Source organism: Burkholderia sp. ABCPW 11 (assembly GCF_001523445.1).
Lineage (GTDB): Bacteria > Pseudomonadota > Gammaproteobacteria > Burkholderiales > Burkholderiaceae > Burkholderia.
Genome location: NZ_LOVM01000017.1, coordinates 117,360 through 143,108 on the forward strand (window position 1 = coordinate 117,360; position 25,749 = coordinate 143,108).

Genomic DNA, 25,749 nt, shown 5'->3' on the forward strand with positions numbered 1-25,749 from the left:
CGGGGTAGGGCTCGCCGTACGATCCGGGTTGACCGGGATGCCGTCATAGATGGGTATCAGACGCGCATTATAAAGGCCCCGTTGCTGCGCTGCCGAACGAGAGTTTCAATCGTGACGATAGTGTTTCGCGGCGGCCGGCGGCGCGGCAAGCAGGGCGGGGCGCCAGCGACGACCCCGGCACCGCCGCATCGGGCGGCGCACTGCCACAGTCGAGCGCGAGTAACGGGCCGGCGCGTGTCGGGCTCGCACGCGCGGTATCCCGGTATCCGCTCGATGCGTGATCCCGGCCCTCTTATGTAACCGTCATTTACACTTGGCGGCGCGGTGCAGCGTTTACAATAAGCGCGATCGAACGACAGGCGGGCGCACGGCCCGTCCTCTTTATACGGATTCATGGCAAAAGCTCCTTATTCCGCCCAGGCACAGGCGTTGCCGCACCGGATGTCGAAGCTCCTCACGGAGATCCGCTGGATTCTCCAGGTCGCGCTCTGCGCCTTTCTGGTGATGGCCCTGCTGAGCTACAGCCGGCGCGATCCAAGCTGGACGCACGCCGCCCAGGTCGATCACATCTCGAACTGGGCCGGCCGCGTCGGCGCGTGGACGGCCGACATCATCCTGCTGCTGTTCGGCCTGTCGGCCTACTGGCTGATCGTGCCGCTCGGGCGGCGCATCGCCGTCAACTACCGCCGCATCACGCGCCACGACGCGATTCCGGACGAACCGGAGCGCCCGATCGGCTGGCTGACCGAAATCCTTGCGTTCGTGCTGGTCGTGCTCGCCTGCGACGGCATCGAGGCGCTGCGCATGTGGTCGCTGAAGGTGCAGTTGCCGCGTGCGCCGGGCGGCGTCGTCGGCGAGGCCGTCGCGGGTGCGATGTCGCATGCGTTCGGCTTCACGGGCGGCACGCTGTTGCTGCTGATCGCGCTCGCGATCGGCCTGTCGCTGTATTTCCGCTTCTCGTGGCTGTCGGTCGCCGAGCGGGTCGGCGGCGCGATCCTGTCCGCGGTCAACGTCGCGAAGCTGCGCCGCGAGGCCGAGCGCGACCGCAAGCTCGGCGAGGCCGCGGCGGTGCGCCGCGAAGGCAAGGTCGAGGAGGAGCGCGTGCGCATCGAGGATCACGAGCCGGTGACGATCGTGCCGCCGGTCGTCACGCCCGCGAAGTCCGAGCGCGTCGAGCGCGAGCGCCAGGTGCCGTTGTTCACCGACCTGCCGGGCGATTCGACGCTGCCGCCGGTGTCGCTGCTCGATCCCGCGCCGAAGACGCAGGAAGCGATTTCCGCCGATACGCTCGAATTCACGTCGCGCCTGATCGAGAAGAAGCTGAAGGACTTCGGCGTCGAGGCGAGCGTCGTCGCCGCGTATCCGGGCCCGGTCGTTACGCGCTACGAGATCGAACCGGCCACCGGCGTGAAGGGCAGCCAGATCGTCAACCTCGCGAAGGATCTCGCGCGTTCGCTGTCGCTCGTGTCGATCCGCGTGGTCGAGACGATTCCCGGCAAGAACTACATGGCGCTCGAGCTGCCGAACCAGCGCCGCCAGACGGTGCACCTGTCTGAGATCATCGGCTCCGAGGTGTATGCGGCCGCAGCGTCGGCGCTGACGCTGAGCCTCGGCAAGGACATCGGCGGCAAGCCGGTGTGCGCGGATCTCGCGAAGATGCCGCACCTGCTGGTGGCCGGTACGACCGGTTCGGGCAAGTCGGTCGGGATCAACGCGATGATCCTGTCGCTGCTGTACAAGGCCACCGCCGAGCAGGTGCGCCTGATCCTGATCGATCCGAAGATGCTCGAAATGAGCGTCTACGAAGGCATTCCGCACCTGCTGTGCCCGGTCGTCACCGACATGCGCCAGGCCGGCCATGCGCTGAACTGGACGGTCGCGGAGATGGAGCGCCGCTACAAGCTGATGAGCAAGCTCGGCGTGCGCAACCTCGCGGGCTACAACAACAAGATCGACGAGGCGGCGAAGCGCGAGGAGAAGATCCCGAACCCGTTCAGCCTGACGCCGGACGATCCCGAGCCGCTCGGCCGGCTGCCGAACATCGTCGTCGTGATCGACGAGCTGGCCGACCTGATGATGGTCGTCGGCAAGAAGGTCGAGGAGCTGATCGCGCGGATCGCGCAGAAGGCGCGTGCGGCCGGCATCCACCTGATCCTCGCGACGCAGCGGCCGTCCGTCGACGTGATCACCGGCCTGATCAAGGCGAACGTGCCGACGCGGATCGCGTTCCAGGTGTCGTCGAAGATCGACTCGCGCACGATTCTCGACCAGATGGGCGCCGAATCGCTGCTCGGGATGGGCGACATGCTGTACCTGCCGCCCGGCTCGGGATTGCCGGTGCGCGTGCACGGCGCGTTCGTCGCCGACGACGAAGTGCATCGCGTCGTCGAAAAGCTCAAGGAGCAGGGCGAGCCGAACTACGTCGAGGGCCTGCTCGAAGGCGGCACCGCCGACGGCGACGAGGGCTCGGCCGGCGCGGGAACCGGCGAAGGCGGCGGCGAGTCTGATCCGCTGTACGACCAGGCGGTCGAGATCGTCATCAAGAACCGCCGCGCGTCGATCTCGCTCGTGCAGCGTCATCTGCGGATCGGCTACAACCGCGCGGCGCGGCTGCTCGAGCAGATGGAACAGTCGGGGCTCGTGTCGGCGATGTCGTCGAGCGGCAACCGCGAAATTCTTGTGCCGGCGCGCGACGCGGAATGAGTCCGCGGCGCCGGCCACCCAGGGAGAAAACCGCAATATGCAGCAACATTCGTTCGCAATGTCTCTTCGTTCGACGCGGCGCTGGCTCGGCGCGGCGCTCGCCGGCGCATCGCTGATGCTCGCGGCGACGCACGCGTTCGCGGGCGGCACCGAGCAACTGAAGGCCTTCGTGTCGCAGGTACGTTCGGCGAAGGGCGATTTCACGCAGCAGATCGTCAAGGCGCCGGCCAAGGGCGCGAGCGCCGCGCAGGCCGCGCCGAAGCCCACCGACAATTCGAGCGGCACGTTCGTGTTCTCGCGGCCTGGCAAATTCATCTGGACGTATCAGAAGCCGTACCAGCAGGTGCTGCAGGCCGACGGCGACAAGCTGTACGTGTACGACCGCGACCTGAACCAGGTCACCGAGCGCAAGCTGAACGGCGCACTCGGTGCGAGCCCGGCCGCGATCCTGTTCGGCAGCAACGATCTCGACAAGAGCTACACGTTGCGCGATGCCGGCGAGAAGGGCGGCATCGAGTGGCTCGAGATGCTGCCGAAGGCGCAGGACACGCAGTTCCAGCGGATCGGCATCGGCTTCCGGAACGGCACGCTCGCCGCGATGGAGCTGCACGACGTGTTCGGCAACGTGACGCTGCTGACCTTCACGAACATCCAGACGAACCCGCCGCTGAAGGGCGATACGTTCAAGTTCGTCGTGCCGAAGGGCGCGGACGTGATCAACGGCTGACGGGCGCCGCGCGCTGCTTTTCCGCAACGGGCCTGCCGGCGACGGCAGGCCCGTGTCGTTTCTGTGGGTGGGCACCGGCCCGGACACCGGGCGCGGCGGCGCCGTCGTGCGGCTGTCATAATGTCGAGTCCGGCGGCCGGTTCGGCCGCCATCGTTTGATGTGGAGCGAGGGTTCATGTCCGACCTGTTTCAAGTCGAGCCGCGCCGGCCGCTCGCCGAGGCGCTGCGGCCGAAAACGCTCGCCGAGGTGATCGGCCAGACGCATTTGCTGGGCGAAGGCAAGCCGCTGCGGCTCGCGTTCGAATCGGGCAAGCCGCATTCGATGATCCTGTGGGGGCCGCCCGGCGTCGGCAAGACGACGCTCGCGCGGCTCACCGCGCTCGCGTTCGACTGCGAGTTCATCGCGCTGTCCGCGGTGCTCGGCGGCGTGAAGGACATTCGCGAGTCGATGGAGCAGGCGAAGGACACGCTGAACCGCACCGGGCGCCACACGATCCTGTTCGTCGACGAGATCCACCGTTTCAACAAGGGGCAGCAGGATGCGCTGCTGCCGTTCGTCGAGTCGGGCCTCGTGACCTTCATCGGCGCGACGACCGAAAACCCGAGTTTCGAGGTCAATTCGGCGTTGCTGTCGCGTGCGCAGGTGTACGTGCTGAAGTCGCTGAACGACGACGAGATGCGCCAGTTGCTGAAGCGTGCGCAGGACATCGCGCTCGACGGCCTCGCGTTCGACGACAAGGCGATCGATACGCTGGTCGGCTACGCGGACGGCGACGCGCGCCGCTTCCTGAACCTGCTCGAACAGGCGCAGACGGCGGCGACGTCGGCCGGGGTCGCGACGATCGATGCCGATTTCGTCAGCAGCGCGATGACGCTGAACGCGCGGCGCTTCGACAAGGGCGGCGACAACTTCTACGACCAGATTTCGGCGCTGCACAAGTCGGTGCGCGGCTCGAGCCCGGACGGCGCGCTGTACTGGTTCTGCCGGATGCTCGACGGCGGCGCGGATCCGAAGTATCTCGCGCGGCGCATCGTGCGGATGGCATGGGAAGACATCGGCCTGGCCGATCCGCGCGCGTTGCAGGTGGCGAACGACGCCGCCGAAACCTACGAGCGGCTCGGCTCGCCGGAAGGCGAACTCGCGCTCGGGCAGGCCGTGATCTATCTCGCGTGCGCGGCGAAGAGCAACGCCGGCTACAACGCGTTCAACCAGGCGATGGCGTTCGTGAAGCAGGACAAGTCGCGCGAGGTGCCCGTGCACCTGCGCAACGCGCCGACCAAGCTGATGAAGGAGCTCGGCTACGGTCACGCTTATCGTTACGCGCACGACGAGCCGAACGCGTACGCGGCCGGCGAGACGTACCTGCCGGACGGGATGCGCGAGCCGCGCTGGTATCAGCCGGTGCCGCGCGGGCTCGAATCGAAGATCGCCGACAAGCTTGCATGGCTGCGCGAGCTCGATCGCGAGGCCGGCAAGAAGGACTGACGGCGCCGCGCGGGGCGCTCCGGCCTGCGCCGCCGCGGATGCGTCAGCGCTTGTTGCGGCCCGGCGGTTGTTTCTTCCAGTATTCGAACGGCTCTTCGTGGCATTCGATGTCGAGTTCGGCGACTCGCGCATGCAGGCGTTCCTGCGCGTCGGCGATCGCGAGGTTGTAGATCGCCGGCGCGATTTCCTGGACGAAGAAATGCAGCAGCGCGCCGGCCTGGATGTTGCCGATCGGCTCGTCCATGTTTTCTGTGAAATAACGTTGCAGCGACGCGATCGCGCGGTCGCGTAGATCCTTGTCGAGTTCGATGGTCATCGGATTCCCTGGAGGCTGTGACGCGGAGCCGGCGCTCCGCTCGATTCGGTTGCCGCGAGCCGGCGCGGGCGTATCGCGAGCGTATTGCGATCCGTCATCGCGAGGCGCTCGGCCGTTCGCCGGCCGCCGATGCGGCGGACCGCCAGTGCGATACTGCCATGGCCGCCCATTTGCGACATCGTCCGTCCGGACGGTGCCGTGGCGGCCGCGGGGTGCGTTAGAATTCCCGTCTTACACAACGATTTTCCAAGTCCTCCCATGCTCGACATCCAGTTGCTGCGCAAAGACCTCGACGGCGTCGCCAAGCGCCTCGCCGATCGCGGCTACACCCTCGACGTCGCCGCGTTCTCCGCCCTCGAGGCGGAGCGCCGCGCGATCCAGACCCACACCGAAGAGCTTCAGGCGCGCCGCAACAGCCTGTCGAAGCAGATCGGCGCGATGAAGGGGAAGGGCGAGGACACGTCGGCCGTGATGGCCGAGGTCGGCGGGATCGGCGACGACATGAAGGCGTCGGAAGCCAAGCTCGGCGAGATCCAGGCGCGCCTGTCCGACCTGATGCTGGGCATGCCGAACGTCGCGCACGAAAGCGTGCCGGTCGGCAAGGACGAAGCCGACAACGTCGAGGTGCGCCGCTGGGGCACGCCGCGCCAGTTCGACTTCGAGGTGAAGGATCACGTCGATGTCGGCACGCCGCTCGGTCTCGATTTCGAGACGGGGGCGAAGCTCGCCGGTGCGCGCTTCACGATGCTGCGCGGCCCGATCGCACGCCTGCACCGCGCGCTCGCGCAGTTCATGATCGACACGCACACGCAGCAGCACGGCTATACCGAGACGTATACGCCGTACATCGTGAATCCCGAGATCCTGTACGGCACGGGCCAGTTGCCGAAGTTCGCGGACGACATGTTCCGCGTCGAGAAGGGCGGCGCGGAAAACACGGTCACGCAATACCTGATTTCCACGTCCGAGATTTCGCTGACGAACACCGTGCGCGAGTCGATCGTCGACGCATCCGCGCTGCCGATCAAGCTCACCGCGCATTCCCCGTGCTTCCGTTCGGAAGCCGGTTCGTACGGCCGCGACACGCGCGGGATGATCCGTCAGCACCAGTTCGACAAGGTCGAGATGGTGCAGGTCGTCGCGCCGGAAACGTCGTACGCGGCGCTCGACGAGATGGTCGGCCACGCGGAAGCGATCCTGCAGAAGCTCGGCCTGCCGTACCGCGTGATCACGCTGTGCACGGGCGACATGGGCTTTTCGGCCGCGAAGACGTTCGACCTCGAGGTGTGGCTGCCCGCGCAGAACACCTATCGCGAGATCTCGAGCTGCTCGAACACCGAGGCGTTCCAGGCGCGCCGGATGCAGGCGCGGTTCCGCAACGCGCAAGGCAAGCCGGAGCTCGTGCATACGCTGAACGGTTCGGGCCTGGCGGTCGGCCGCACGCTCGTCGCGGTGCTGGAGAACTACCAGAACGCGGACGGCTCGGTCACGGTGCCGGAAGTGCTGCGTCCGTACATGGGTGGCATCGAGCGGATCGACGCGCCGGCACAGGCGTCGTAACGCGGGCCTTCCGAAGCCCTGCAAAAAAATTTGCCGAAAGGGCTTGTCAGCCAAGAAAAGATCGTTTTATAATCTTTTCTTTCGCGGAAACGACCAACCGCGAAATGCAGTAAGGAAGGAGAGGTGGCAGAGTGGTCGAATGTACCTGACTCGAAATCAGGCGTACGGTTTCCCCGTACCGTGGGTTCGAATCCCACCCTCTCCGCCAAAATACGAAGCCCCTTGATCCGGAAGGATCAAGGGGTTTTTCGTTTTGAGCCGCCGGTGCAATGTGTCGATTGCCGATGCGGCGACGGCAGGCCGGCTACCGGCGCATCGGGTCGTGCCGAGACAATAGCGATTCCACTGCGCGCACGATGGTGCCGCATCGTCGATGCAGTCTCGCTGCATGACGAGCCCACCCGCCGGCGACGAACCGACCGTCGGAAGTCCTGACGGTTATTTTGCCGATTGAGGTCATCGCGGTCGTGGATCTTCGCAGCGCTCGTCGAGCACGCCACGGCCCCGCCGCAGAAGGACCATGTTCGATTAGGCGTGACGGCGCAGCTGCCACACCGAGCGCGCGCAAAACCGGCGCGTCGACCGTTTCAAGCCGCGTCCGCCGGCTTCTCCCCCATCCCGAACGATCACGCCGCCGCCGGATACTGCGCCAGTACCCTGTCGCGGATCGACGGCTTGATGTTCGAGTGCGCCATGTCGCCGCGATAGTGCGCGACCACGCGCGGGTTCATCACGCGATACCAGAGCGGCGGGACGTACGCGAGCAGGATCATCGTCGCGTAGCCGGCCGGCAACTGCGGCGCATCGTCGAAGTGGCGCAGTGCCTGGTACGAGCGCGTCGGATTCGCGTGATGGTCGGCGTGTCGCTGCAACTGGTACAGGAACAGGTTCGTGACGACGTGATTGCTGTTCCACGAATGCTGCGGTGTGCAGCGTTCGTAGCGGCCGCTTGGCAGCTTGCGACGGCCGAGCCCGTAGTGTTCGACGTAGTTCACGACTTCGAGCAGCGACGCGCCGTAGACGGCCTGGATCACGAGGAACGGGATCGCGACCTTGCCGGCCACCGCGATCGCGATGCCCCACACGACCGCAGTCATCGCCCACGCGTGCAGCACTTCGTTGCGCCAGGTCCACGGCGAATGCCCGAGCCGTTCGAGGCGGCCCTTTTCGAGCCGCCACGCCGAGCGGATGCTGCCGGTCACCGTGCGCGGCAGGAATGCCCAGAACGACTCGCCGTAGCGCGCGCTCGCCGGATCCTCGGCCGTCGCGACGCGCACGTGATGGCCGCGATTGTGCTCGACGTAGAAGTGGCCGTAAGCGACCGGCGCGAGCGTGATCTTCGCGAGCCAGCGTTCGAAGCGGTCGGTCTTGTGTCCGAGCTCGTGCGCGGTATTGATCGAGATGCCCGTCGCGGCGCCGAGCGAGAGCGCGAAGCCGACGTAGTCGTACCACGCGAGCGTATGCGTGCCGACGATCCACACGCACATGAAGAACGCGACGTATTCGACGAAAGTCGCGAGATAGACGATGTGCCGGTAATAGCGCTCGCGTTCGAGATGCGGCACGACGGCTTCGGGCGGATTGTCGCGATCGTCGCCGATCAGCGTGTCGAGGATCGGGATCACGCCGAACGCGAACAGCGGGCCGAACCACCAGAACACGTGAAGGCCCGTCGACAGCGCGAGCTGCGCGGCGAGGATCGGCAGCGTGATCGTCAGCGCGCCGAGCAGCCACAGATAACGCTTGCCATCCGACCAGCCCGAAGCCGGTCCGTCGGTCATTGCCATTGTCTCCCTCCAGTCGGCCGGCCCGCGGGCGGCCGCATGCAACATCGTTCGAATCCTCGTGGTCCGCGACGCGCGCGGCAGCCGGATCGTCGTCCGGTTCTGCCTGTTATACGACCGGTGCGCGCGCTTGCCAAACTCCGGCGCTAGGCGCGTCGCTCCAAACGACGGGATGTGCGCAACATGCGTCGGGGAGGGGCCGACGCGCGCTGATTGAAACATGCCGACGCGGGTGGATCGGCCCGCGGCGGCGAGGTGTTTGTCGGAGGAATGACTCCGCAGGCGCCAAGCACAGGTCGGTACGACGAGTTACAACAAATGTTGCGTTGCAATAGAGAGGTCGGCGAAGGAGGGGCACAGCGGGCTTTTCGGTTGCTTATATTACGGAGCATTACGGTCGCGGCGATGCAATGCAACGCGGCTCGAAACCGGACGACCGCGCGTCGCAAGGAGAACGACGCGAAGCGTCGGATCGCGAGATCGCGCTCACCGTCGGCGGGCCTGCGTCGATGTGCTGATGCTGCACCTGCACACCGGGCGGCGCGTATCGCCGCTGATGACATCTGCCGCCTTTCGATCCGCGCCGCCATTTGAAAATTACGATTTGACTCATGCCCCGCTTTCGGTTGAAGCTACTAGCTTGCTGTCCGAAGGGGGCTGTGCCTGCATGAGTTCGACCTTGACCGTTCGTCGTATCGCTGCCGATCAGGGCGGCGTGTATCGCGAACTCCGCGCCGCGTCGCTGCGTGAGCCCTACGCCCCCGGCGAAGCGCCGGAGGCCGAATTGCTGACCGTCGAAACGGACGAGGCGTCGGCGATTGCCGCGCAGCGTGCCGTGTCCGATGAGTCGACGACTTTCCTGCTGTACACCGAAGGCCACCCGGCCGGCATGATCGGCGCGTATTTCGACAACAGCCCCGATCGGCGCGCGTTCGTCAGCGAATTGTGGGTCGCGCATGCGGTGCGTCACCTGCGCGGCGGCGTGCTGCTGCTGGAGACGGCCACCGCATGGCTCGCCGAGCGCGGCGCCACCGACGTCTACGCGTGGATCGCCGATGCGAACCGCAACGCGATCCGCTTCTACGAGCGTGCCGGCTTCGGCAACACCGGCGAACACGCGCCGATCGCACGGATGCCCGGCGCGATGAAATCGCTGTTCGTGTCGCAGGTGAAGCACTGACGCGACCTCAAAATAGGCAGCCGCGTGGCGCAATGACAGCCTGGTCGCCCACCGGCCCGCCCGCTGGCCGGTGCCGCGTCCGCCCGGGTCGCCACCGCTCCTCGTCCCAAAAATAATGGCCGCACGCGTGGACGCCTGTAAAATACGCAAAAAATTTTTGCAGAGTGTCCATGTCGCTTAAAAAATCGCCATTCTTCGAGCTGCGCAGCGGATCGGTCGATACGTTGCTGTTCACCGTGAAGACGACCGATCTCGATGCGTTGCGTACCGAACTGGTCAAGCGCTTCGAAGCGACTCCCGAGTTTTTCGCCGACGATGTCGTCGCGATCGACGTCCGCCGCCTGGCTGACGGCGAACGCGTCGCGCTCGCGGACATCCGGCAGATGCTGAACGACGTGCGGATGCGTCCGGTGGGCGTCGTCGCACTGGCAACGCAGGGCTGGGCGGGGGAAGCCGGCCTGCCGTTGCTGGAGGCGCGCGATCGCCGCGCGCCGGCCGCGAAACCTGCCGACGAAGCGGAACCGGCGGCCGTGCCAGCCGCCGAAACCGCCGCCGCTGCGGCAACCGCAGCGGCGCCCGAACAGTCGTCGGAGCCCGCGCCGACGCTCTCGCAGGCCGGCGGCCAGACGCTGGTGATCGACCGGCCGCTGCGTTCGGGGCAGCAGATTTACGCGAAAGGAGACCTCGTGGTGCTCGCGCCGGTCAGTCACGGCGCGGAAATCATCGCGGAAGGCAATATCCACATCTACGCGCCGTTGCGCGGCCGCGCGCTGGCGGGCGTGCACGGCAATCACGACGCGCGCATTTTCTGCACGTGTCTCGAACCGGAACTGATTTCGATCGCGGGTATCTATCGAACGACCGAGAACCCGCTGCCCGCCGACGTACTGGGCAAATCGGTGCAGATCCGGCTCGAAGAGGAAAAACTGATGATCGAACCGCTGCGGCTGACGTGATTCACGCGGTGCGCTCCGGATCGATCGGCTCTCATTGACGAACACAGGGTATTGGGTAAATGGCAAAAATCATCGTGGTGACCTCGGGCAAGGGCGGCGTGGGCAAGACGACGACGAGCGCGAGCTTCGCGTCGGGCCTCGCGCTGCGCGGCCACAAGACGGCCGTGATCGACTTCGACGTCGGCCTGCGCAACCTCGATCTCATCATGGGCTGCGAGCGTCGCGTCGTGTATGACCTCGTGAACGTGATCCAGGGCGAAGCGAACCTGAACCAGGCGCTGATCAAGGACAAGAAGTGCGAGAACCTGTTCATCCTGCCGGCGTCGCAGACGCGCGACAAGGACGCGCTGACGCGCGACGGCGTCGAGAAGGTGCTGAACGATCTCGTCGCGATGGACTTCGAATACATCGTCTGCGATTCGCCGGCCGGTATCGAGGCGGGCGCGCTGCACGCGATGTACTTCGCGGATGAAGCGCTGATCGTCACGAACCCGGAAGTGTCGTCGGTGCGCGACTCGGATCGCATTCTCGGCATCCTGTCGTCGAAGACGAAGCGCGCGACCGAAGGCAAGGAGCCGATCAAGGAACATCTGCTGATCACGCGTTACAGCCCGAAGCGCGTGAGCGAGGGCGAGATGCTGTCGCTCGAGGACATCAGCGAGATCCTGCGCATCAAGCTGATCGGCGTGGTGCCGGAGTCGGAGGCCGTGCTGCACGCATCGAACCAGGGTCTGCCGGCCGTGCACATCGACGGCACCGACGTCGCGGAAGCGTACAAGGACGTCGTCGCGCGCTTTCTCGGCGAGGACAAGCCGCTGCGCTTCACCGATTACCAGAAGCCGGGCCTGCTGCAGCGCCTCTTCGGCAGCAAGTAACGGAGGCCGCCCATGTCCATCCTTTCGTTTCTCCTCGGCGAGAAGAAGAAGTCCGCATCGGTCGCGAAGGAGCGCCTGCAGCTCATCATCGCGCACGAGCGGGTCGGCGGCCGGCCGCCGGCCGATTACCTGCCCGCGCTGCAGAAAGAGCTCGTCGCGGTCATCTCGAAGTACGTTCATATTTCCGACGATGACATTCGCGTGAGCCTCGAGCGCCAGGACGATCTCGAAGTCCTCGAAGTGAAGATCGAGATCCCGCAAGCCTGACGCTTGCGCGCGTCCTTCCGCACGGCGGCGCCCGCCGCCGTGCGCGTCTTACGCCCTGTTGCACTTTCGGGCACGCCGTAACACGGCGCCTGTCGGCCGTAATCGACCCTCCCGCATTGAACGAATACGCTCGCGTGACTTGTTCAACCCGGAGGTTGTGATGGCCGTTTCTACCGTTTCACGTCGTATCGTTTCGCTCGCGCTGTTCGCCGCGGGCCTGTCAGCCGTCGTCGCACCGTGTGCCGCGCATGCGGACGAGATGCTCGTCGGCACGCCCGTGCTCGCGCCGCAGGGGCGCATGGTCATCGCGGAGCCGGTCGCCGTGCGCACCGCGGAAATCGTCGTCGTCGCGCCGAATGCGCCGCCGCCCGTGCGCTACGAGGTCGTACCGGCCACGCGCGTGGGCTATGTGTGGGAGCGCGGGCACTGGCACTGGGATCATGGCCGCTACGTGTGGATCGGCGGCCACTGGGAAGCCGAGCGCGTGGGCATGCAATGGGTGCCGGGGCATTGGGACCAGCGCGGCCCGAACTGGTTCTGGACGCGCGGCCACTGGGCTTGACGGAGGCGCGCGATGAAAAGAACCGCAATCGCCATCGTGCTCGTCGCGATCACGCTGGCCGGGTGCATCGTCGTGCCGGCGCGCCCGGTCTACTACCGGCCGGCACCCGTCGTGATCTACTGAGCGTCGTGGGGGCCGTGCCGCTGCGCCGAACCGTTTGCGTCGGTCGCGGCCGGCCCGGCATCGTGCGGCGCATGCGCGGCGCTGTCGGCCGCCGCGGCGGCCGGCTCGTCGCCGCCTTCGTCGCGCAGCGTGTCGAGCGGATCGGCGGGGGCCGCGTTCGCATCCTGGGGTTCGGTCACGTCGGTCACGTTGCCCGCAGTGGCCGCTGCGGCGGCCGCTGCCGGCGCGGCGGCAGCGGCCGGCGGCGCGAGATAGCGCTGCGCGAGCGTTTCGTAGAGCGGTGGCGCGAAAAAGCGCGAGACCCGGCTCGATACCAGTGCGGTCGCCATCAGCGAAATCACCAGCGCATGACCGTTGATCATTTCCATCACGATCACGAACGACGTGATCGGCGACTGCGTGACGGCGGCAAGATAGCCGACCATCGCGAGCGCGATCAGCATCGGCAGGCTCATGTTGCTGAACACGGCGTGCAGCAGGTTGCCGAAGCCGGCGCCGATCGACAGCGACGGCGCGAAGATCCCGCCCGGGATGCCCGGCAGGTACGACGCGACCATCGAGATCATCTTCAGGAACGGATAGAACACCGACAGCTGCTGGCTGCCGTCGAGCAGGCCGCGCGCCTCGGCATAGCCGCTGCCGAACGTCGTGCCGCCGGATACGAGGCCCACGACGGCGATCGCGAAGCCGCACAGCGCGGCGAACGCGATCGGCCGCTCGCGATACAGGCCCAGCAGTTGCGCGGGCAGCCAGCGCCCCGTGTTGAGCAGCAGCCAGCAGAACAGGCCGCCCGCGATGCCCGTCACGATCGCGGTGACCAGCACCGCGACCGCCAGCAGTTTCGGGAAATGGAGGCCGGCGTCGATCGTGCCGAAATACGTGTAGTTGCCGTTCAGGCCGAGCGCGACGACGCCGGCGAGGATGATCGCGGTGATCAGTACGCCGCTGGCGCGCGCGGAGAAGCTGCGGGTCAGCTCCTCGATCGCGAACACGATCCCGGCGAGCGGCGTATTGAAGGCGGCCGACAGCCCGGCCGCCGCGCCGGCCAGCACCAACTGGCGTTCGATCTGCGCGTTCGAGCGCGGGTAGAAGCGCCGCAGGTTGAACATCAGCGCCGCACCCACCTGTACCGTCGGCCCTTCGCGACCGATCGTGAAGCCGCCCAGGATGCCGAGGAACGAGATCAGCACCTTGCCGAACAGGATGCGCAGCGTCAGCAGCCGAGCGCCGAATGCGCTCGGGCGCGCATGCAGCGTCGCGATCACCTGCGGGATGCCGCTGCCCTCGGCGCCGCGAAAAAAGCGCCGCGTGATCCATGCCGACATCGCGGCGATCGCCGGTGTCAGCAACAGCGGCAGCCAGACGGCGTGATCGCGCATCGCGCGGAAGGTCTCGTAACCCCAGTCGATCAATCGGGCGTACAGTACGGCGGCGAGGCCGACGACGATCGCGCCCAGCCAGAAAACACCATATTGGCGCCAGATTCGCAGTGAGCGGCGGGTGAGGGCGGGAAACAGCGCGGGGAGGGCGGGGCGCGGCATTGGGGCGGGCCGGAGGGGCAAAGAGTCGATTATAAAAAGAACCGGATGCCGGCGGGGACGACAAAAGCCCGAATGGGGCGACAAAAATTCACAAAACAGATGCAATTTGTTGCAAATGTAATGCTCGCGTAATGTCTGCACATAGCAACCGTCGTTAGCATGCCGAGATGGCCAGTCGAGGATTCCCCCGCAAATCGTGAAACGCATCCTTATCGTGAAAGTGACGTCGCTCGGTGACGTCGTCCAGACGCTGCCTGTCGTTGCCGACCTGCATCGCGCCTTCCCCGGCGTGACGGTCGACTGGGCCGTGGACGAATCGTGCGCGGAGGTCGTACGCTGGCATCCGGGCGTGAGCGTCGTCCTGTGCGCGCCGCTGCGCCGCTTCAAGAAAATGCGCAACGCCGGTGACCTGAAGGCGATCTCGGCATCGATCGGTGCGTTGCGTGCGCATCGGTACGACGCGGTCATCGATCTGCACGGCGTCTACAAGAGCGCGATCATTTCGTCGCTGGCGCGCGCCGCGCGCCGCGTTGGCTATCAGACGCAGGATCTCGGCGAAACGGGCGCGCGCTTCGCGTATTCGCACCGTTTCGGTCCGCGACCGGACTGCGATGCATGGCACGGGATGCGCGTGAGTGCCGGCGAAGCGCTCGGCTACGTGCCCGAAGGGCCTGCCGCGTACGGCATCGTCGCGCCGCAGGACGCCAGCCTGCCAGCCGCCGTGACCGACGGCGGGCCGTTCATGCTGCTGTTCCATGCCACGTCCAACCCCGACAAGAAGTGGCCGGCCGAGCATTGGGCCGCCCTTGCCACGCAGATGATGGCGCGCGGCGTGCGCGTGCTGCTGCCGTGGGGATCGGCGGCCGAGCACGACGATGCGCAGGATATCGCCGCCCGTGCGCCGGGCGCGATCGTGTTACCGGCGATGACGGTGCGCGAGCTCGGCGCGGCGCTTGGCCGGGCTGCGCTCGTGGTGGGCGTCGATACGGGGTTCGTGCACATGGCGCACGCACTGCAGCGGCCGACCGTGATGATTTTCGTCGCGACGTCGCGCCACCATTGCGGCATCGGCGGCGCGCCGACGGCGCTGTCGATCGGCGAGCCGGGGGCGATGCCGACCGTCGGCGAGGCGCTGGACGCGATCGATACGGTCTGCCCGGCCTACGGCGCGTTGCGCGCGCGGCTGTCCGCCTGACGCGGCGCGGCGGCCGCGATCAGGCCAGCAACATCTCGACCGTGACGACGGCGGCAATGGCCGCCAGATTCGCCAGCAGCGCCTCGAACACGAGGCCGCGCCAGGTCTTCGGCCGGAACCGCAGCGCGAGCAGTAGCGCGCCACCCAGCGCGAGTGCGAGGATCAGGACGAGATCGGCGTTGGCGAGGCGGATATTCATGGCGGCGGCTCCTGTCGGGGGCGGGATCCGAGGGCGCGTAACGACGCGCCCAGGATCGAGTATAGAGAGCGCTCGCCGCCGCACAACCCGGGTCGCCCCGGAGGGTCAGACGAGCGACGCGTCCCGCGTTTCGCGCATCAGCAGTACGCCGATCAGGCTGATCGCCGCGGCCACCGACACATAGCCGCCGACCCACGACAGCCCGCCATGCGCAGCCAGCAGTTGCGCGATATACGGTGCGATCGACGCACCGAGAATCCCGCCGAGGTTGTACGCCACGCCCGCGCCCGTATACCGGACGTTGGTCGGGAACAATTCCGGCAGCAGCGCGCCCATCGGGGCGAACGTCACGCCCATCAGGAACAGCTCGATCGTCAGGAACAGCGCGACGAGCGGCATCGAGCCGCTGCCGAGCAGCGGCTCCATCGCGAATCCCGACAGCAGCGCCGCGATCGCGCCGACGACCAGCACCGGCTTGCGACCGAAGCGGTCCGACGCCCAGGCGGACAGCGGCGTCGCGAGGCCCATGAAGACGACCGCGAAGCACAGCAGGCCGAGGAAGCTCTGGCGCGGAATATGCAGCGTCGATACGCCGTACGACAGCGAGAACACCGTCGAGATGTAGAACAGCGTGTAGCAGACGACCATCGCGAGCGCGCCGAGCAGCGTCGGCTGCCAGTGCTGCGTGACGAGCGTCGCGACCGGCACGCGCACGCGCTCGTTGCGATCGAGTGCGGCCTGGAACGCGGGCGTTTCGGTGATCTTGAGTCGCACGTACAGGCCGAGCGCGACGAGCACCGCGCTGACGAGGAACGGGATGCGCCAGCCCCAGCTGCGGAACTGCTCGTCGGACAACGACAGCGCGAGCGCGAAGAATAGCCCGTTCGACATCAGGAAGCCGACCGACGGCCCCAGTTGCGGGAACATCCCGAACCAGCCGCGCTTGCCCTGCGGCGCGTGCTCGGTCGCGAGCAGCGCCGCACCGCCCCATTCGCCGCCGAGGCCGATCCCCTGGCCGAAGCGCAGCACGCACAGCAGTACCGGCGCGAGCGCGCCGATCGCGTCGTAGCCGGGCACGAAGCCGATCGCGGTGGTGGACACGCCCATCACGAGCAGCGATGCGACGAGCGTCGATTTGCGGCCGATGCGGTCGCCGAAGTGCCCGAACAGGAACGAGCCGATCGGGCGCGCGATGAACGCGATGCCGAACGTGACGAACGCGGACAGCGCCTGCGCCGTCGCCGAGCCGTGCGGGAAGAACACGGGGCCGATGACGAGCGCGGCGGCTGTCGCGTACACGTAGAAATCGTAGAACTCGATCGCGGTGCCGATGAAGCTCGCGAACACGATGCGCCGGTGGCTGACGGCGCCGGCCGAACCGGTTGCGTGTGCAACGGCCGGGGGGGATGCGGACATGGATGTCTCCGTTTTGTCGTTGGGGCGGTCGGCCGAGCATGCATTCGGGCAGGCGCTTGCCTGCCGGGAGCAGCCGGGCAGATGATGATGCGGATGACGCGGTGGCGGCGTGGACGCGCGCCGTGGCGCGGACGTCACCCGCCGGTCGACGATGGAGACGGGTACGTCGCCGCCCGGTGCCGGCGTGGTCGGCTCGCTTGCCGGGTGGGGCGCGCGAACGCACGCGCGGCGTGATGGCCGCGCGAGTGCGGAAAATTATAGCCACCGCCGCCGCTCACCCGCAATCGGGTCGCGGCGGCGCGTCAATCGATCGATTGCGCCTGCGCGGACGCGGTGCTTTGCAGCTGGAAGTGACCGTCGTCGTTGAAGAGCCAGCCTTCCATCAGTTCGAGCCGGCCGTTGCCGTCGAGCAGCCGCGACGGCGGCGCCGGCAGCGGGGCCGAGCGGCGCAGCGACGCGAGCGCGAGCGCTTCCGCTTCGCTGTCGCCGTTGCTGCGATAGACGGATGCATTGATGACGCGGCCGCTGCCGTCGACGGTGAAGGCCACGACGACGAGCGAACGCAGCATGGCCTGCGGTGTGCCGTGCAGCATCCCGGACGGATTGCGTTCGGCGACACGATGGGCGACCTCGACGCGATACTGGTCGAGGCTGCCGCTGCGTGTGACGGACGGAATCGTCAGGACCGAGCGTAGCGACGAAGGTGGCGTGATCGTGCACGCGGCAAGCAGGGCGACGGCGGCCAGCGCGGCAACACGCAGCCGGGCGACGCGCGGACGGAGAAGGGGGCGCATGAGGTGACGGCCAGGAGGGACGATAAAAAAATGATAGGCGCACCGACGCGACGCGATATGGGGAGAAACGCATAGCGCGCGGGACCGGTCGCTGCGATCGCTGATGATGGCGGCCGGGCGCCGCGTCGAGCAACGTGCGTGTGCATGGTGCGCCCCGATGCGACGCGACATGTGACAGCGCCACATCGGGGCACGCGCGTGTTGCGAAGTTGAAAGCCACGGCATGCCGCGATCCGTCCGGGCGGGCGGCGCGCTCGGCCGATGCGGCAATTTCGGCTGGCCGTCCGCTCGATCGCAAGCGATGCGGGCCGGCCGCGTCAGAAGCCGTGCGTCACGAGCGACAGTACCGACAGGTCGGGATGTGTGCCGTCGATGATGCTCTTGCCGATGTGCACGGCTTCGTGGGCGGCCTCGTCGAGGCTCGCGAAGCTTTCCTCGCCGTCCGCGTGGAACGGCACCGCATGGCCGGGCAGCGCGGGATTCGCACCCGGATGACATACGTAGCCGGTGTAGGTATAGCGCGTGTCGCTGCCGGGCACCGCGGCCGGCACGACATGGATCTCGAAGCCTTCGTAATCGACGTGGTTCGTCGCGGTCGACAGGTCGGTCATGGCGATCTCCGTGTGCCGTACGCAAGGGTGGCGCGTGCGGCATCGAATACGCGGCGGCGTTCGTGTCGCCGTGTTGAACGAATTCTAGGCGATGGCGGGGTGGGTCGGGAGGCGTGCGGCGGTGGTGCGGCGACTTCCGGCCGGGTGCGCATACCATGCCGATTCGGCGCCGACGATCGGGCGCCGATTCCATTGGCGAGCGACGGAAGCGGGGATTGTCGTATTGATCGCGTGCGGCGCGTTCGTGTACGGCGCCGCCGCCCCGGCCTGCCAGCCAGGTGCCGCGCAGGGCACGGCGCAAACGCGCGTTCCGACTCGATCGACAGGCGTGTCGCACCGCGACATCGCTACTTGCAGCGCGCGTCCTTGCGTTGCACGACGACGATCACCGGATACTTCTGGCCGTGATCGAGTTCCACGCGCGCGACGACGGTCAGCGTCGCAGGATCGGAATCGTCGTATACGCTGACCTGTTCGTTGCGAAGGTAGGTCACGCCGGTGCAGTTCGACGTGCGCCCGTCGTCGCCCACCTTGCACTGAAGCTCGTTGTCCTTCAGGTAGTTGTACGGCGACGGACTGGCGAGGTATTCGCTCAGGCCGCGCGGCGAACCGCCGACGCCGGTTACGTACGCGATCGCGCACGACGCCTGTGCGTCGCTGCCGGCGGCGGTGTCGGCCGCTGCATGCGTGCTGACGACGGCCAGCACGGCGACGAGCGACGAGACGAGGAAGGGCTTCATGACGTGGATTTCCCGTTTCGCGAATCGGAGCGCGGGATTGTAACGGCATCCGGCGAGGCGCGTCGGAACGTGCGGAGCGCACGTGTGCGGCCAAACAAAAACCCCGTCATTCCGGGAATGGACGGGGTTGGGCGAACTTCCTGGCGGAAGCGGTGTCCGCCATATTGACTTGATATGTCACTGCATGTCGCAGCTTTAATGCCTTTACAGTAAAGGGATTGGTGGAATTGCTTGCGACATGCGGTGACACCCTGTAGCCTTCCAATGACACGGTTTATGGTGGGTTCGTTGGCGGGTTATGGAGGGTTCATGCCGAAGGTGGCGAAGGAGTTGGGCGCGTTGGCTGTATCGCGCTTGAAAGAGCCGGGCTCGTACCCGGTCGGCAAGGTTGCGGGGTTGTATCTGCAGGTTGCGTCGCCGACCGCGCGCTCGTGGATCTTGCGCGTGAAGATCGGCGACCGGCGCCGCGAGATCGGGCTCGGCCCATATCCGGCAGTGAGTTTGCAGGATGCCCGAACGAAAGCGCAGGTCGAGCGCGACAAGATCCGGGCCGGCGTCGATCCGGTCCTCGAGCGTAAGGCGGCCGAGAGCGCGCTGCGTGCCGCGCACGCATCGGAGATCACGTTTGCCGAGGCCGCACGTCAGTTCATCGCGTCGCGCGCGCACGGTTGGAAGAATGCGAAGCACGGCGACCAGTGGCGAAACACGATCGCCGAATACGCCGACCCGATCCTCGGGAAGATGCTCGTCCGACACATCACACGCGAGCACGTGCTGCGCGTGCTCGATCCGATCTGGACGACCAAGACGGAAACCGCATCGCGCCTACGGGGCCGGATCGAGAATGTGCTCGACTGGGCGCGCGTGAAGGGGTACCGCGACGGCGAGAATCCGGCGCTATGGCGCGGCAACCTAGATCACTTGCTTGCGAAGCCGTCGGCGATTGCGAAGGTGCGGCATCACCCAGCCCTCCCATACCAGGATATGGGAGCGTTCATGGAGCGTCTGCGCGCGATCGACGCGATGGGCGCGCGATGTCTCGAATTCACAATTCTGACGGCTGCCCGATCTGGGGAGGCTCGAGGTGCTCGCTGGTCCGAGTTCGATCTCGATGCCGGCGTCTGGCGCGTGCCGCCCGACCGCATGAAGCAGAAGAAAGAACATCGCGTCCCGCTATCGGCGGCAGTCGTGGCTATGGGAGCGTTCATGGAGCGTCTGCGCGCGATCGACGCGATGGGCGCGCGATGTCTCGAATTCACAATTCTGACGGCTGCCCGATCTGGGGAGGCTCGAGGTGCTCGCTGGTCCGAGTTCGATCTCGATGCCGGCGTCTGGCGCGTGCCGCCCGACCGCATGAAGCAGAAGAAAGAACATCGCGTCCCGCTATCGGCGGCAGTCGTGGCCTTTTTGAAGGCGCTACCGCGGAACGATCCCGACGATCCGGATGCCCTGGTGTTCCCCAGCCCGCGCGGCAAGGTGTTCAGCGATATGACGTTGCTGATGATGGTGCGGCGGCTGGAGGTACCGGCGACGCCGCACGGTTTCCGGTCGACGTTTCGGGATTGGGCGGGCGAGTGCACCAGTCATCCACGCGAGCTGATCGAGGTGGCGCTCGCGCACATTCCCGGCGATCAGTCCGAGATGTCGTACTGGCGTGGCGACGTGCTGGAGCGTCGCCGGCAGCTGATGGCCGACTGGGCCGTTTTCATTTCCCGGCCGTTCAAGAAAGGTACTGTCTTGCCGCTTCAGCGACAGGCATAATCGTTTTCACCGCGCCTAGGCTGATCCCCGAAAACCGGCTCCCTCGCCGGCCGGCGCGGTACCTCAACGAGGGATGCGTGAGGGCGCATATGCATTACGACGGGTTAGACCCATACGAAAGGGACGAGTTAGCGCTTTCCGAAGTGAAGTCCGCTCTGGCGCAAAGTGGGTTGGATGGTTCTCAGGCCGCAGTGATCAGTAAAAGAGCGATTGAATACCTCGAGATTTGCTATCCGGAAGCCGATAAGCTAGAGCTTCAAAAATCGGTGTGGTTCGTTGCAGACGCCATGGTGATGATGAGAGGCACCACTGATCTTTCCATGCTCGCTAAACATCTCCAGGGCAGAAACGTATCGGCGTTGGATCTCTTCACCATGAAGGCCTATATGGAAATCTGGAGCGAGCTGTACGCCGTTCCCTTATCCGAGGCCCATCGAAGGCTTCGTGAACGATCAGACGCCAGTGATCGAGCAAAACTTCGTCATCAGTTGAGCCCGAAAGCCGCTGCAAAATCTGCAGTGAAGTCGTGTTGGGATGATTGGCAACTTGCCCGATCGCGCGGCTGCGACACGTACAAGAAGAATGCCGAGTTCGCGCGCGACATGTTCGACAAATACGGCGATGTTCTCAAAAGCACCAAGGTGATAGAGGGATGGTGCACCACGTGGACGAAAGAGAAAGCAAACACCAATCAGGCTGCCAACCAAAATACCCACTCTGCGCCCTAAAATGGGTAGTTTGCGCTTCAACGTACCCACTTTGAAGCGCATGAGTGTTTCGCATCGCTCCATGCGTGGCAGATGATCCGCTCAACGTGCAAACGGCACGTCATGTCACGCGGAGCGATGAAGATGACTATCCAAGGCGGCGCGAAGCGCCCTGACGAAGCAGCAAAGTATCTCGGTATCAGTGCCCGCACGTTGTGGCGGTGGGTAAAGAGCGACGCTGATTTTCCGAAGCCGTTCAAGCTCAATCAGGCCGTGACGCTTTTCTATACGGCCGAGCTCGACGCGTATCTCGCGCGTCATGCACAACGTCACGCGGAAGGAGCGCGAGCATGAGCGACGGCGTGCTGATCCCCACTCCGACCGTTACCGAGCTGGCGGACGCCGCGGTGCGCTCCATCGAGGCCGGCCGCGCGGCGGCCACTATCCTCGCCCAGATCGATGCCGATACGGCGGCGCCTGACGCGCTTGCTGCGCAGTTGCTTGTCCTGCTCGCGGCCGAGGAACCGCAGCACCACGGCGACATTCTCACTGGCTTCCTGCGGCCGGTGCAGAAGCGTCTCGAGGAGCCGGCCGCGCGCTTGCGTGACCTGGCGTATCTGCGCAGTCCGTTTGCCGTGTGATCGGACGGGTTGATGTCGACCGAACCGTTCGAAAGCCCTTTCACGCGGATCCCGAACAACCTGCTCGACGCGATCCTGGCCGCTCGGCTTGGAGCACGGCAGTTGAACGTGCTGCTCGCGATCATCCGCAAGACCTACGGCTACAACAAGACCGCTGACGAGATCGGTCTCGGGCAGCTGCATGATATGACCGGTATCGACAAGGCCAATCTCAGCCGCGCTGTTCGTGAGTTGGAGGCCCTGGGGATCGTCACGCGCAGCGCCGGACGCCACGGGCACCGCCTTGCCGTGAACACTGATTCCTCGTCTTGGGAGTTGCCAATTCGGCAACCGTTGCCGGATGAACAACAGTTGCCAAATCGGCAACCGGGGGTTGCCAAATCGACAACCGAAGGGGTTGCCAAATCGGCAACGAAACAGTTGCCAAATCGACAACCACAAAAGAAAGGAAAGAAAAGAAAGACAACTCCAAAAGAAATCCCGCACTCGCTGCGCGAGCGCTTTGAGCGATTCTGGGCGGCATATCCGCGTAAGCGCTCTCACGACGCTGCGCTGAAGGCCTTCGCAAAGCGGAACCCGGACGAGCAGCTATTCGCCGCCATCATGGCCGGCGTCCAGCGGGCCACGACATCCGGCCAGTGGAGCGATCCGAAATTCATCCCGCACGCCTCGACCTGGTTGAATGCGGCAGGATGGCTGGACGAACTGCAGACCGCGTACAGCGATGCGGAGCTGGCCGTCATCGATGCGTACAACGCAGCACTCGGCGACCGTCTCGGCCGCGTAGATCCTGCGCTGTTTGTCGAGGCGCGTGCCGGCGCCATCCGTGCACTGATCGAGCACCTGAAGGGCGACATCGATGCTGTGGCCCGATACTTCCCCGCCGTGCGCGATCGCGTCGAACTGCCGCCGCGCGTTGGTTTCGATTACCTCATCGGCCCAAAGGGATTCGGCGATGTGACAGGGAAGTTGCAGCTCGCGCGCACGGCCGGCGCGGGTGGGCCCGGTGTCGGGGCTGCCTGGCATTCGAGTTGGACCGGCATCGTCGAGCACGGGCTCACGCTCGGCGTCGTGCAGGAGCCTGGCGAGCCCGATTTCGAATTCCGGATGCGCGTCTACAACGCCGCAGGCGATGGCCCGTGGTGGGATGCGCTCGACCGACGTTTCCGCAACTCTGCCGGACCCGTCGCGGCCGGCGCTTTGATGGGAGGGGGACGATGAAGGATGTCGGAGGCGGAGGTCTGTTCCCCCCTGTCGCGAGCACCGTCGCGCCCGCGAAGCGAAAGCGCCGGCTGACCCGCCATCAACCCGCCATGTCGCGGCGTCCGAACCGGTGGCCGCCGGCGCGCGTCGCCGCTTTCTGGGCGCGCCGGTGCCGGATCTTCCTGAAGGCCTGCGAGGACGCCGAGCTGGTCGCCGAGGCGCTCCGGATCGTTGGCCGGAGCGAGGTGCATGCGCGGCTGCGCGGCGGCGTGCCGGCTACGTTCAGTGACGTGCTGGTCGACCTGTACGTGCACGCACATCACGATCGGTTCGCCGGCGGGCGGCAGCTTGGCGCGGTGGGTCCGATCCGGCTGGCGATTCGCGCCGCGCTCGGGCGCGCGCCGAGCGCATCGACGAAAGAGCTATGGGCGATGGTGGCTGCGGCGCCCCCGCGCGGCTGGACGCTGCACGACAACCGGGCCGGCCGGTATGCCGAGGGGCCCGAGGCCGGGCAGAACGTCGATTACCGGGCGTTCGCGAACCACGCCTCGGCAGAGCGCCGGGCGCGGAAATCATCGAATAGCGGTGCGATGAGTCGGGGGTGAGATAGTCCGGCCATCACGAACCCGGACCGCCGAGCGATGACCTTCAATCCCCTAACCACCGTCAACGAACACCCGGGCGCCCAGGAGGTGCCGCACTCCATCGTGGATGCGGCGGGCAGCCAATTCCATCGGGATCTGCCGCTGCATGCCTGCACCCGCCTGGTCGAGGACTATCGGAAGACCGACGCGAGCCTCGCGAGCACGCTCAGGATCGTTCCGACCGCGGTGGCATCGGCGCCGGCGCCCGGTTCGAACCCGAACGTTCCTGCCGACCACTTCCTGCCGGGGCTGTTGACCCATCCCGGCCAGCCGAAGCTGTACCAGGTCGTCGCGCCCGACGGCCGCGTCGTCATCAACTTCCTGCCGCACGACATCGCTTGGAACTTCGCCAGCGCGCTGCACCAGCGGTGCCCGGGGCAGCGTTTCACGTTCCAGGAAGTGCCGGCCGACCAACTGGGGGTGATGGCGTGAGCACGGTCTCGAACGATATCCCGATGCTGTCGGGCTGGAGCCTGATCGATAAGGATGGGAAGGTACTGGCCAGTTATGTCCCGCGCTCCACTGTCGATGACTTGAAGCTGTTCTACGTGCAAAGCAACCCAGCCTATGGCATGTCGCTCGAGGTCACGCGCAGCGAGCCGAAGCCGTTCGCTCCCCCGATCGTTTTCTCGCCCGACGCGTTCAAGCCCACCGAACCCCCGAAACCGCCCAAGCTGCCCGATATTGCGGCCGGCCAAGAGCGCGCGCACCTGCGAGAGTGCATCGAGCGGTGCAAAGCGACGGCCGAAGTAGTGGACGCAGCCAAGGTTGCGGCGGCGCGCGCTCGCGAGCACCTGGACGGGTGCGAGGCCGAGGTGACGCGCCTGCACGCTGCTGACGAAGCGGAGACCGCGGCGGCCGGCGCGCAACTCGCCGACCGGCTCAAGGCTGGTCTGTCGGCTCCGCTCGATCCGAACCTGCGTACCGGTCGCGCTGCAGTGCTCGACGCAGAGGCGCGGCGCGATGCGGCGCTGGGTGCGTGCGAGTTGCTCGACGCTGACGTCACGGCGGCCACCAAGGCCATGGAGCAGGCGACGCACGATGCGCGGCTTGCCGCCGACGTGGTGATGCGCGCGGATCTGGGGCAGCGCATCAAGCAGCTACTGGAGCTTCGAGAGCAGATCGTCCCCCTGCGGCAGTTCATCGACGACGCGCTGCGGTGTGGCATGCCGATCGACATTTCCGCGGCGCGTGAGGCACTCATGATGCCCGATCTGCAATGGAGTGGCGAGCAGGACACGCACGTGCGCCTGCACAACTATCGCGAAGCGCTTCGGCGGGACGCCGATGTGCAGTTCGAGGATCAACCCACCGAGGTTACGAAATGACGAAACGACTGATTCGCTGTCGCACGATCGACGGCGGAATCTCGCGCGGCAGCCGAGTGGCGTTGCCGAAGGGCAACCGGCTGAAGAACTCGGTGAGTGCCCCCCTGACCTTCGACGCGAAGCCGTCGACGGCCAATCGCGGGCCGACCGCTGATCGCAGTCAGACGGCCGACCGTGGGACGGACATCAACGAGATCAACCGGCGTTTCTGGGACGCTCAAGGCGTGCATACGACGCCCACGCACGACGCCGCACCCATCGACGACATCAATGAGCGGCATCGCCGCTTCTGGGCGGCGCAGGCCGCTTCGTAACGTTGTTGCCTCGCTGGAAGCAACCCGAGTTCATCGTTGCTCGGCGTGGATCAGTCGGACAGTGCCACGGCTCCGAAAAACCCCGACAGCAGGCGGCCCGCCGGGAGTGGGCGCGG

Annotated in this window: 27 protein-coding genes and 1 tRNA gene; 20 read left to right on the plus strand and 8 right to left on the minus strand. The window is 66.2% G+C overall.

Annotation, left to right across the window (positions count from 1 at the left end; translation table 11 throughout):
• The first annotated feature begins 393 nt into the window (after positions 1-393).
• From WS61_RS07635 to WS61_RS07645, 3 genes are all read left to right on the plus strand, one after another.
• On the plus strand, positions 394-2,703 hold the full coding sequence (locus tag WS61_RS07635) for a DNA translocase FtsK (RefSeq protein WP_059499914.1): 2,310 nt from the start codon (positions 394-396) through the stop codon (positions 2,701-2,703).
• A gap of 37 nt (positions 2,704-2,740) precedes the next feature.
• Positions 2,741-3,430, plus strand: coding sequence for an outer membrane lipoprotein chaperone LolA (gene lolA, locus WS61_RS07640; protein ID WP_059499915.1), 690 nt, complete (start codon positions 2,741-2,743; stop codon positions 3,428-3,430).
• A 175-nt stretch (positions 3,431-3,605) separates the two neighbouring features.
• The gene (locus WS61_RS07645; RefSeq protein ID WP_059499916.1) at positions 3,606-4,916 is read left to right on the plus strand and encodes a replication-associated recombination protein A; all 1,311 of its coding nucleotides are present in this window, start codon (positions 3,606-3,608) and stop codon (positions 4,914-4,916) included.
• Positions 4,917-4,959: 43 nt separating this feature from the next.
• On the opposite strand, the gene WS61_RS07650 is transcribed toward WS61_RS07645, so the two are convergent.
• Positions 4,960-5,232 carry a DUF2164 domain-containing protein gene (locus WS61_RS07650; RefSeq protein ID WP_059499917.1) on the minus strand — a complete coding sequence of 91 codons (273 nt, stop codon included), beginning with the start codon at positions 5,230-5,232 and terminating at the stop codon, positions 4,960-4,962.
• Positions 5,233-5,490: 258 nt separating this feature from the next.
• Between WS61_RS07650 and serS the strand changes: the two genes are divergently transcribed.
• Both serS and WS61_RS07660 read left to right on the plus strand, forming a co-directional pair.
• On the plus strand, positions 5,491-6,792 hold the full coding sequence (gene serS / locus WS61_RS07655) for a serine--tRNA ligase (RefSeq protein ID WP_059499918.1): 1,302 nt from the start codon (positions 5,491-5,493) through the stop codon (positions 6,790-6,792).
• A 117-nt stretch (positions 6,793-6,909) separates the two neighbouring features.
• Positions 6,910-7,000: transfer RNA gene (locus WS61_RS07660), tRNA-Ser, on the plus strand.
• Positions 7,001-7,418: 418 nt separating this feature from the next.
• On the opposite strand, the gene WS61_RS07665 is transcribed toward WS61_RS07660, so the two are convergent.
• Positions 7,419-8,579: an alkane 1-monooxygenase gene (locus WS61_RS07665; RefSeq protein WP_059499919.1), complete on the minus strand. Its 1,161-nt coding sequence runs from the start codon at positions 8,577-8,579 to the stop codon at positions 7,419-7,421.
• A gap of 553 nt (positions 8,580-9,132) precedes the next feature.
• On the opposite strand from WS61_RS07665, the gene WS61_RS07670 reads away from it, so the two are divergent.
• From WS61_RS07670 to WS61_RS07690, 5 genes are all read left to right on the plus strand, one after another.
• On the plus strand, positions 9,133-9,756 hold the full coding sequence (locus WS61_RS07670; protein WP_257127200.1) for a GNAT family N-acetyltransferase: 624 nt from the start codon (positions 9,133-9,135) through the stop codon (positions 9,754-9,756).
• Positions 9,757-9,926: 170 nt separating this feature from the next.
• The gene (minC, locus tag WS61_RS07675) at positions 9,927-10,712 is read left to right on the plus strand and encodes a septum site-determining protein MinC (RefSeq protein WP_059499921.1); all 786 of its coding nucleotides are present in this window, start codon (positions 9,927-9,929) and stop codon (positions 10,710-10,712) included.
• Positions 10,713-10,771: 59 nt separating this feature from the next.
• Positions 10,772-11,587, plus strand: coding sequence for a septum site-determining protein MinD (minD, locus tag WS61_RS07680; RefSeq protein WP_006476635.1), 816 nt, complete (start codon positions 10,772-10,774; stop codon positions 11,585-11,587).
• Between the two features lie 12 nt (positions 11,588-11,599).
• On the plus strand, positions 11,600-11,854 hold the full coding sequence (minE, locus tag WS61_RS07685; RefSeq protein WP_006476634.1) for a cell division topological specificity factor MinE: 255 nt from the start codon (positions 11,600-11,602) through the stop codon (positions 11,852-11,854).
• A gap of 160 nt (positions 11,855-12,014) precedes the next feature.
• Positions 12,015-12,416 (plus strand): YXWGXW repeat-containing protein, encoded by a 402-nt coding sequence (locus WS61_RS07690; RefSeq protein WP_059499922.1) that lies wholly within the window; start codon positions 12,015-12,017, stop codon positions 12,414-12,416.
• A 116-nt stretch (positions 12,417-12,532) separates the two neighbouring features.
• Here the strand turns inward: WS61_RS07690 and WS61_RS07695 are convergent, their stop codons facing one another.
• Entirely contained in the window at positions 12,533-14,080 is a 1,548-nt protein-coding gene (locus tag WS61_RS07695; protein ID WP_059499923.1) for a chloride channel protein, read from the minus strand.
• A gap of 196 nt (positions 14,081-14,276) precedes the next feature.
• Between WS61_RS07695 and waaC the strand changes: the two genes are divergently transcribed.
• Entirely contained in the window at positions 14,277-15,275 is a 999-nt protein-coding gene (gene waaC, locus WS61_RS07700; protein ID WP_059499924.1) for a lipopolysaccharide heptosyltransferase I, read from the plus strand.
• 19 nt (positions 15,276-15,294) lie between these two features.
• Here the strand turns inward: waaC and WS61_RS07705 are convergent, their stop codons facing one another.
• From WS61_RS07705 to WS61_RS07725, 5 genes are all read right to left on the minus strand, one after another.
• Positions 15,295-15,474 carry a hypothetical protein gene (locus WS61_RS07705; RefSeq protein ID WP_059499925.1) on the minus strand — a complete coding sequence of 60 codons (180 nt, stop codon included), beginning with the start codon at positions 15,472-15,474 and terminating at the stop codon, positions 15,295-15,297.
• Between the two features lie 105 nt (positions 15,475-15,579).
• Positions 15,580-16,890, minus strand: coding sequence for an MFS transporter (locus tag WS61_RS07710; protein WP_059499926.1), 1,311 nt, complete (start codon positions 16,888-16,890; stop codon positions 15,580-15,582).
• 302 nt (positions 16,891-17,192) lie between these two features.
• Positions 17,193-17,684 carry an energy transducer TonB gene (locus tag WS61_RS07715; protein ID WP_059499927.1) on the minus strand — a complete coding sequence of 164 codons (492 nt, stop codon included), beginning with the start codon at positions 17,682-17,684 and terminating at the stop codon, positions 17,193-17,195.
• A gap of 317 nt (positions 17,685-18,001) precedes the next feature.
• Positions 18,002-18,295 (minus strand): hypothetical protein, encoded by a 294-nt coding sequence (locus WS61_RS07720; RefSeq protein WP_059499928.1) that lies wholly within the window; start codon positions 18,293-18,295, stop codon positions 18,002-18,004.
• Positions 18,296-18,642: 347 nt separating this feature from the next.
• Positions 18,643-19,035: a hypothetical protein gene (locus WS61_RS07725; protein ID WP_059499929.1), complete on the minus strand. Its 393-nt coding sequence runs from the start codon at positions 19,033-19,035 to the stop codon at positions 18,643-18,645.
• Positions 19,036-19,344: 309 nt separating this feature from the next.
• Here WS61_RS07725 and WS61_RS07730 point away from each other — a divergent pair, with 309 nt between their 5' ends.
• The 9 genes from WS61_RS07730 to WS61_RS07770 all read left to right on the plus strand — a co-directional run bounded on the left by WS61_RS07730 (position 19,345) and on the right by WS61_RS07770 (position 25,633).
• Positions 19,345-20,796 carry a site-specific integrase gene (locus WS61_RS07730; RefSeq protein ID WP_059499930.1) on the plus strand — a complete coding sequence of 484 codons (1,452 nt, stop codon included), beginning with the start codon at positions 19,345-19,347 and terminating at the stop codon, positions 20,794-20,796.
• A 143-nt stretch (positions 20,797-20,939) separates the two neighbouring features.
• Positions 20,940-21,524 (plus strand): hypothetical protein, encoded by a 585-nt coding sequence (locus WS61_RS07735; protein ID WP_157692701.1) that lies wholly within the window; start codon positions 20,940-20,942, stop codon positions 21,522-21,524.
• Positions 21,525-21,647: 123 nt separating this feature from the next.
• Positions 21,648-21,857 carry an AlpA family transcriptional regulator gene (locus WS61_RS07740; protein WP_218921201.1) on the plus strand — a complete coding sequence of 70 codons (210 nt, stop codon included), beginning with the start codon at positions 21,648-21,650 and terminating at the stop codon, positions 21,855-21,857.
• Positions 21,854-22,144, plus strand: coding sequence for a hypothetical protein (locus WS61_RS07745; RefSeq protein ID WP_059499932.1), 291 nt, complete (start codon positions 21,854-21,856; stop codon positions 22,142-22,144). The genes WS61_RS07740 and WS61_RS07745 overlap by 4 nt, the downstream gene beginning before the upstream one ends.
• Positions 22,145-22,156: 12 nt before the next feature.
• On the plus strand, positions 22,157-23,365 hold the full coding sequence (locus tag WS61_RS07750) for a replication protein (RefSeq protein WP_059499933.1): 1,209 nt from the start codon (positions 22,157-22,159) through the stop codon (positions 23,363-23,365).
• Entirely contained in the window at positions 23,362-23,952 is a 591-nt protein-coding gene (locus tag WS61_RS07755) for a hypothetical protein (RefSeq protein ID WP_157692702.1), read from the plus strand. The genes WS61_RS07750 and WS61_RS07755 overlap by 4 nt, the downstream gene beginning before the upstream one ends.
• Before the next feature lie 36 nt (positions 23,953-23,988).
• On the plus strand, positions 23,989-24,423 hold the full coding sequence (locus WS61_RS07760; protein ID WP_059499935.1) for a hypothetical protein: 435 nt from the start codon (positions 23,989-23,991) through the stop codon (positions 24,421-24,423).
• Positions 24,424-24,446: 23 nt separating this feature from the next.
• Positions 24,447-25,319, plus strand: coding sequence for a hypothetical protein (locus tag WS61_RS07765; protein ID WP_157692703.1), 873 nt, complete (start codon positions 24,447-24,449; stop codon positions 25,317-25,319).
• Positions 25,320-25,381: 62 nt separating this feature from the next.
• The gene (locus WS61_RS07770; RefSeq protein WP_157692704.1) at positions 25,382-25,633 is read left to right on the plus strand and encodes a hypothetical protein; all 252 of its coding nucleotides are present in this window, start codon (positions 25,382-25,384) and stop codon (positions 25,631-25,633) included.
• The last annotated feature ends 116 nt before the right edge of the window (positions 25,634-25,749 follow it).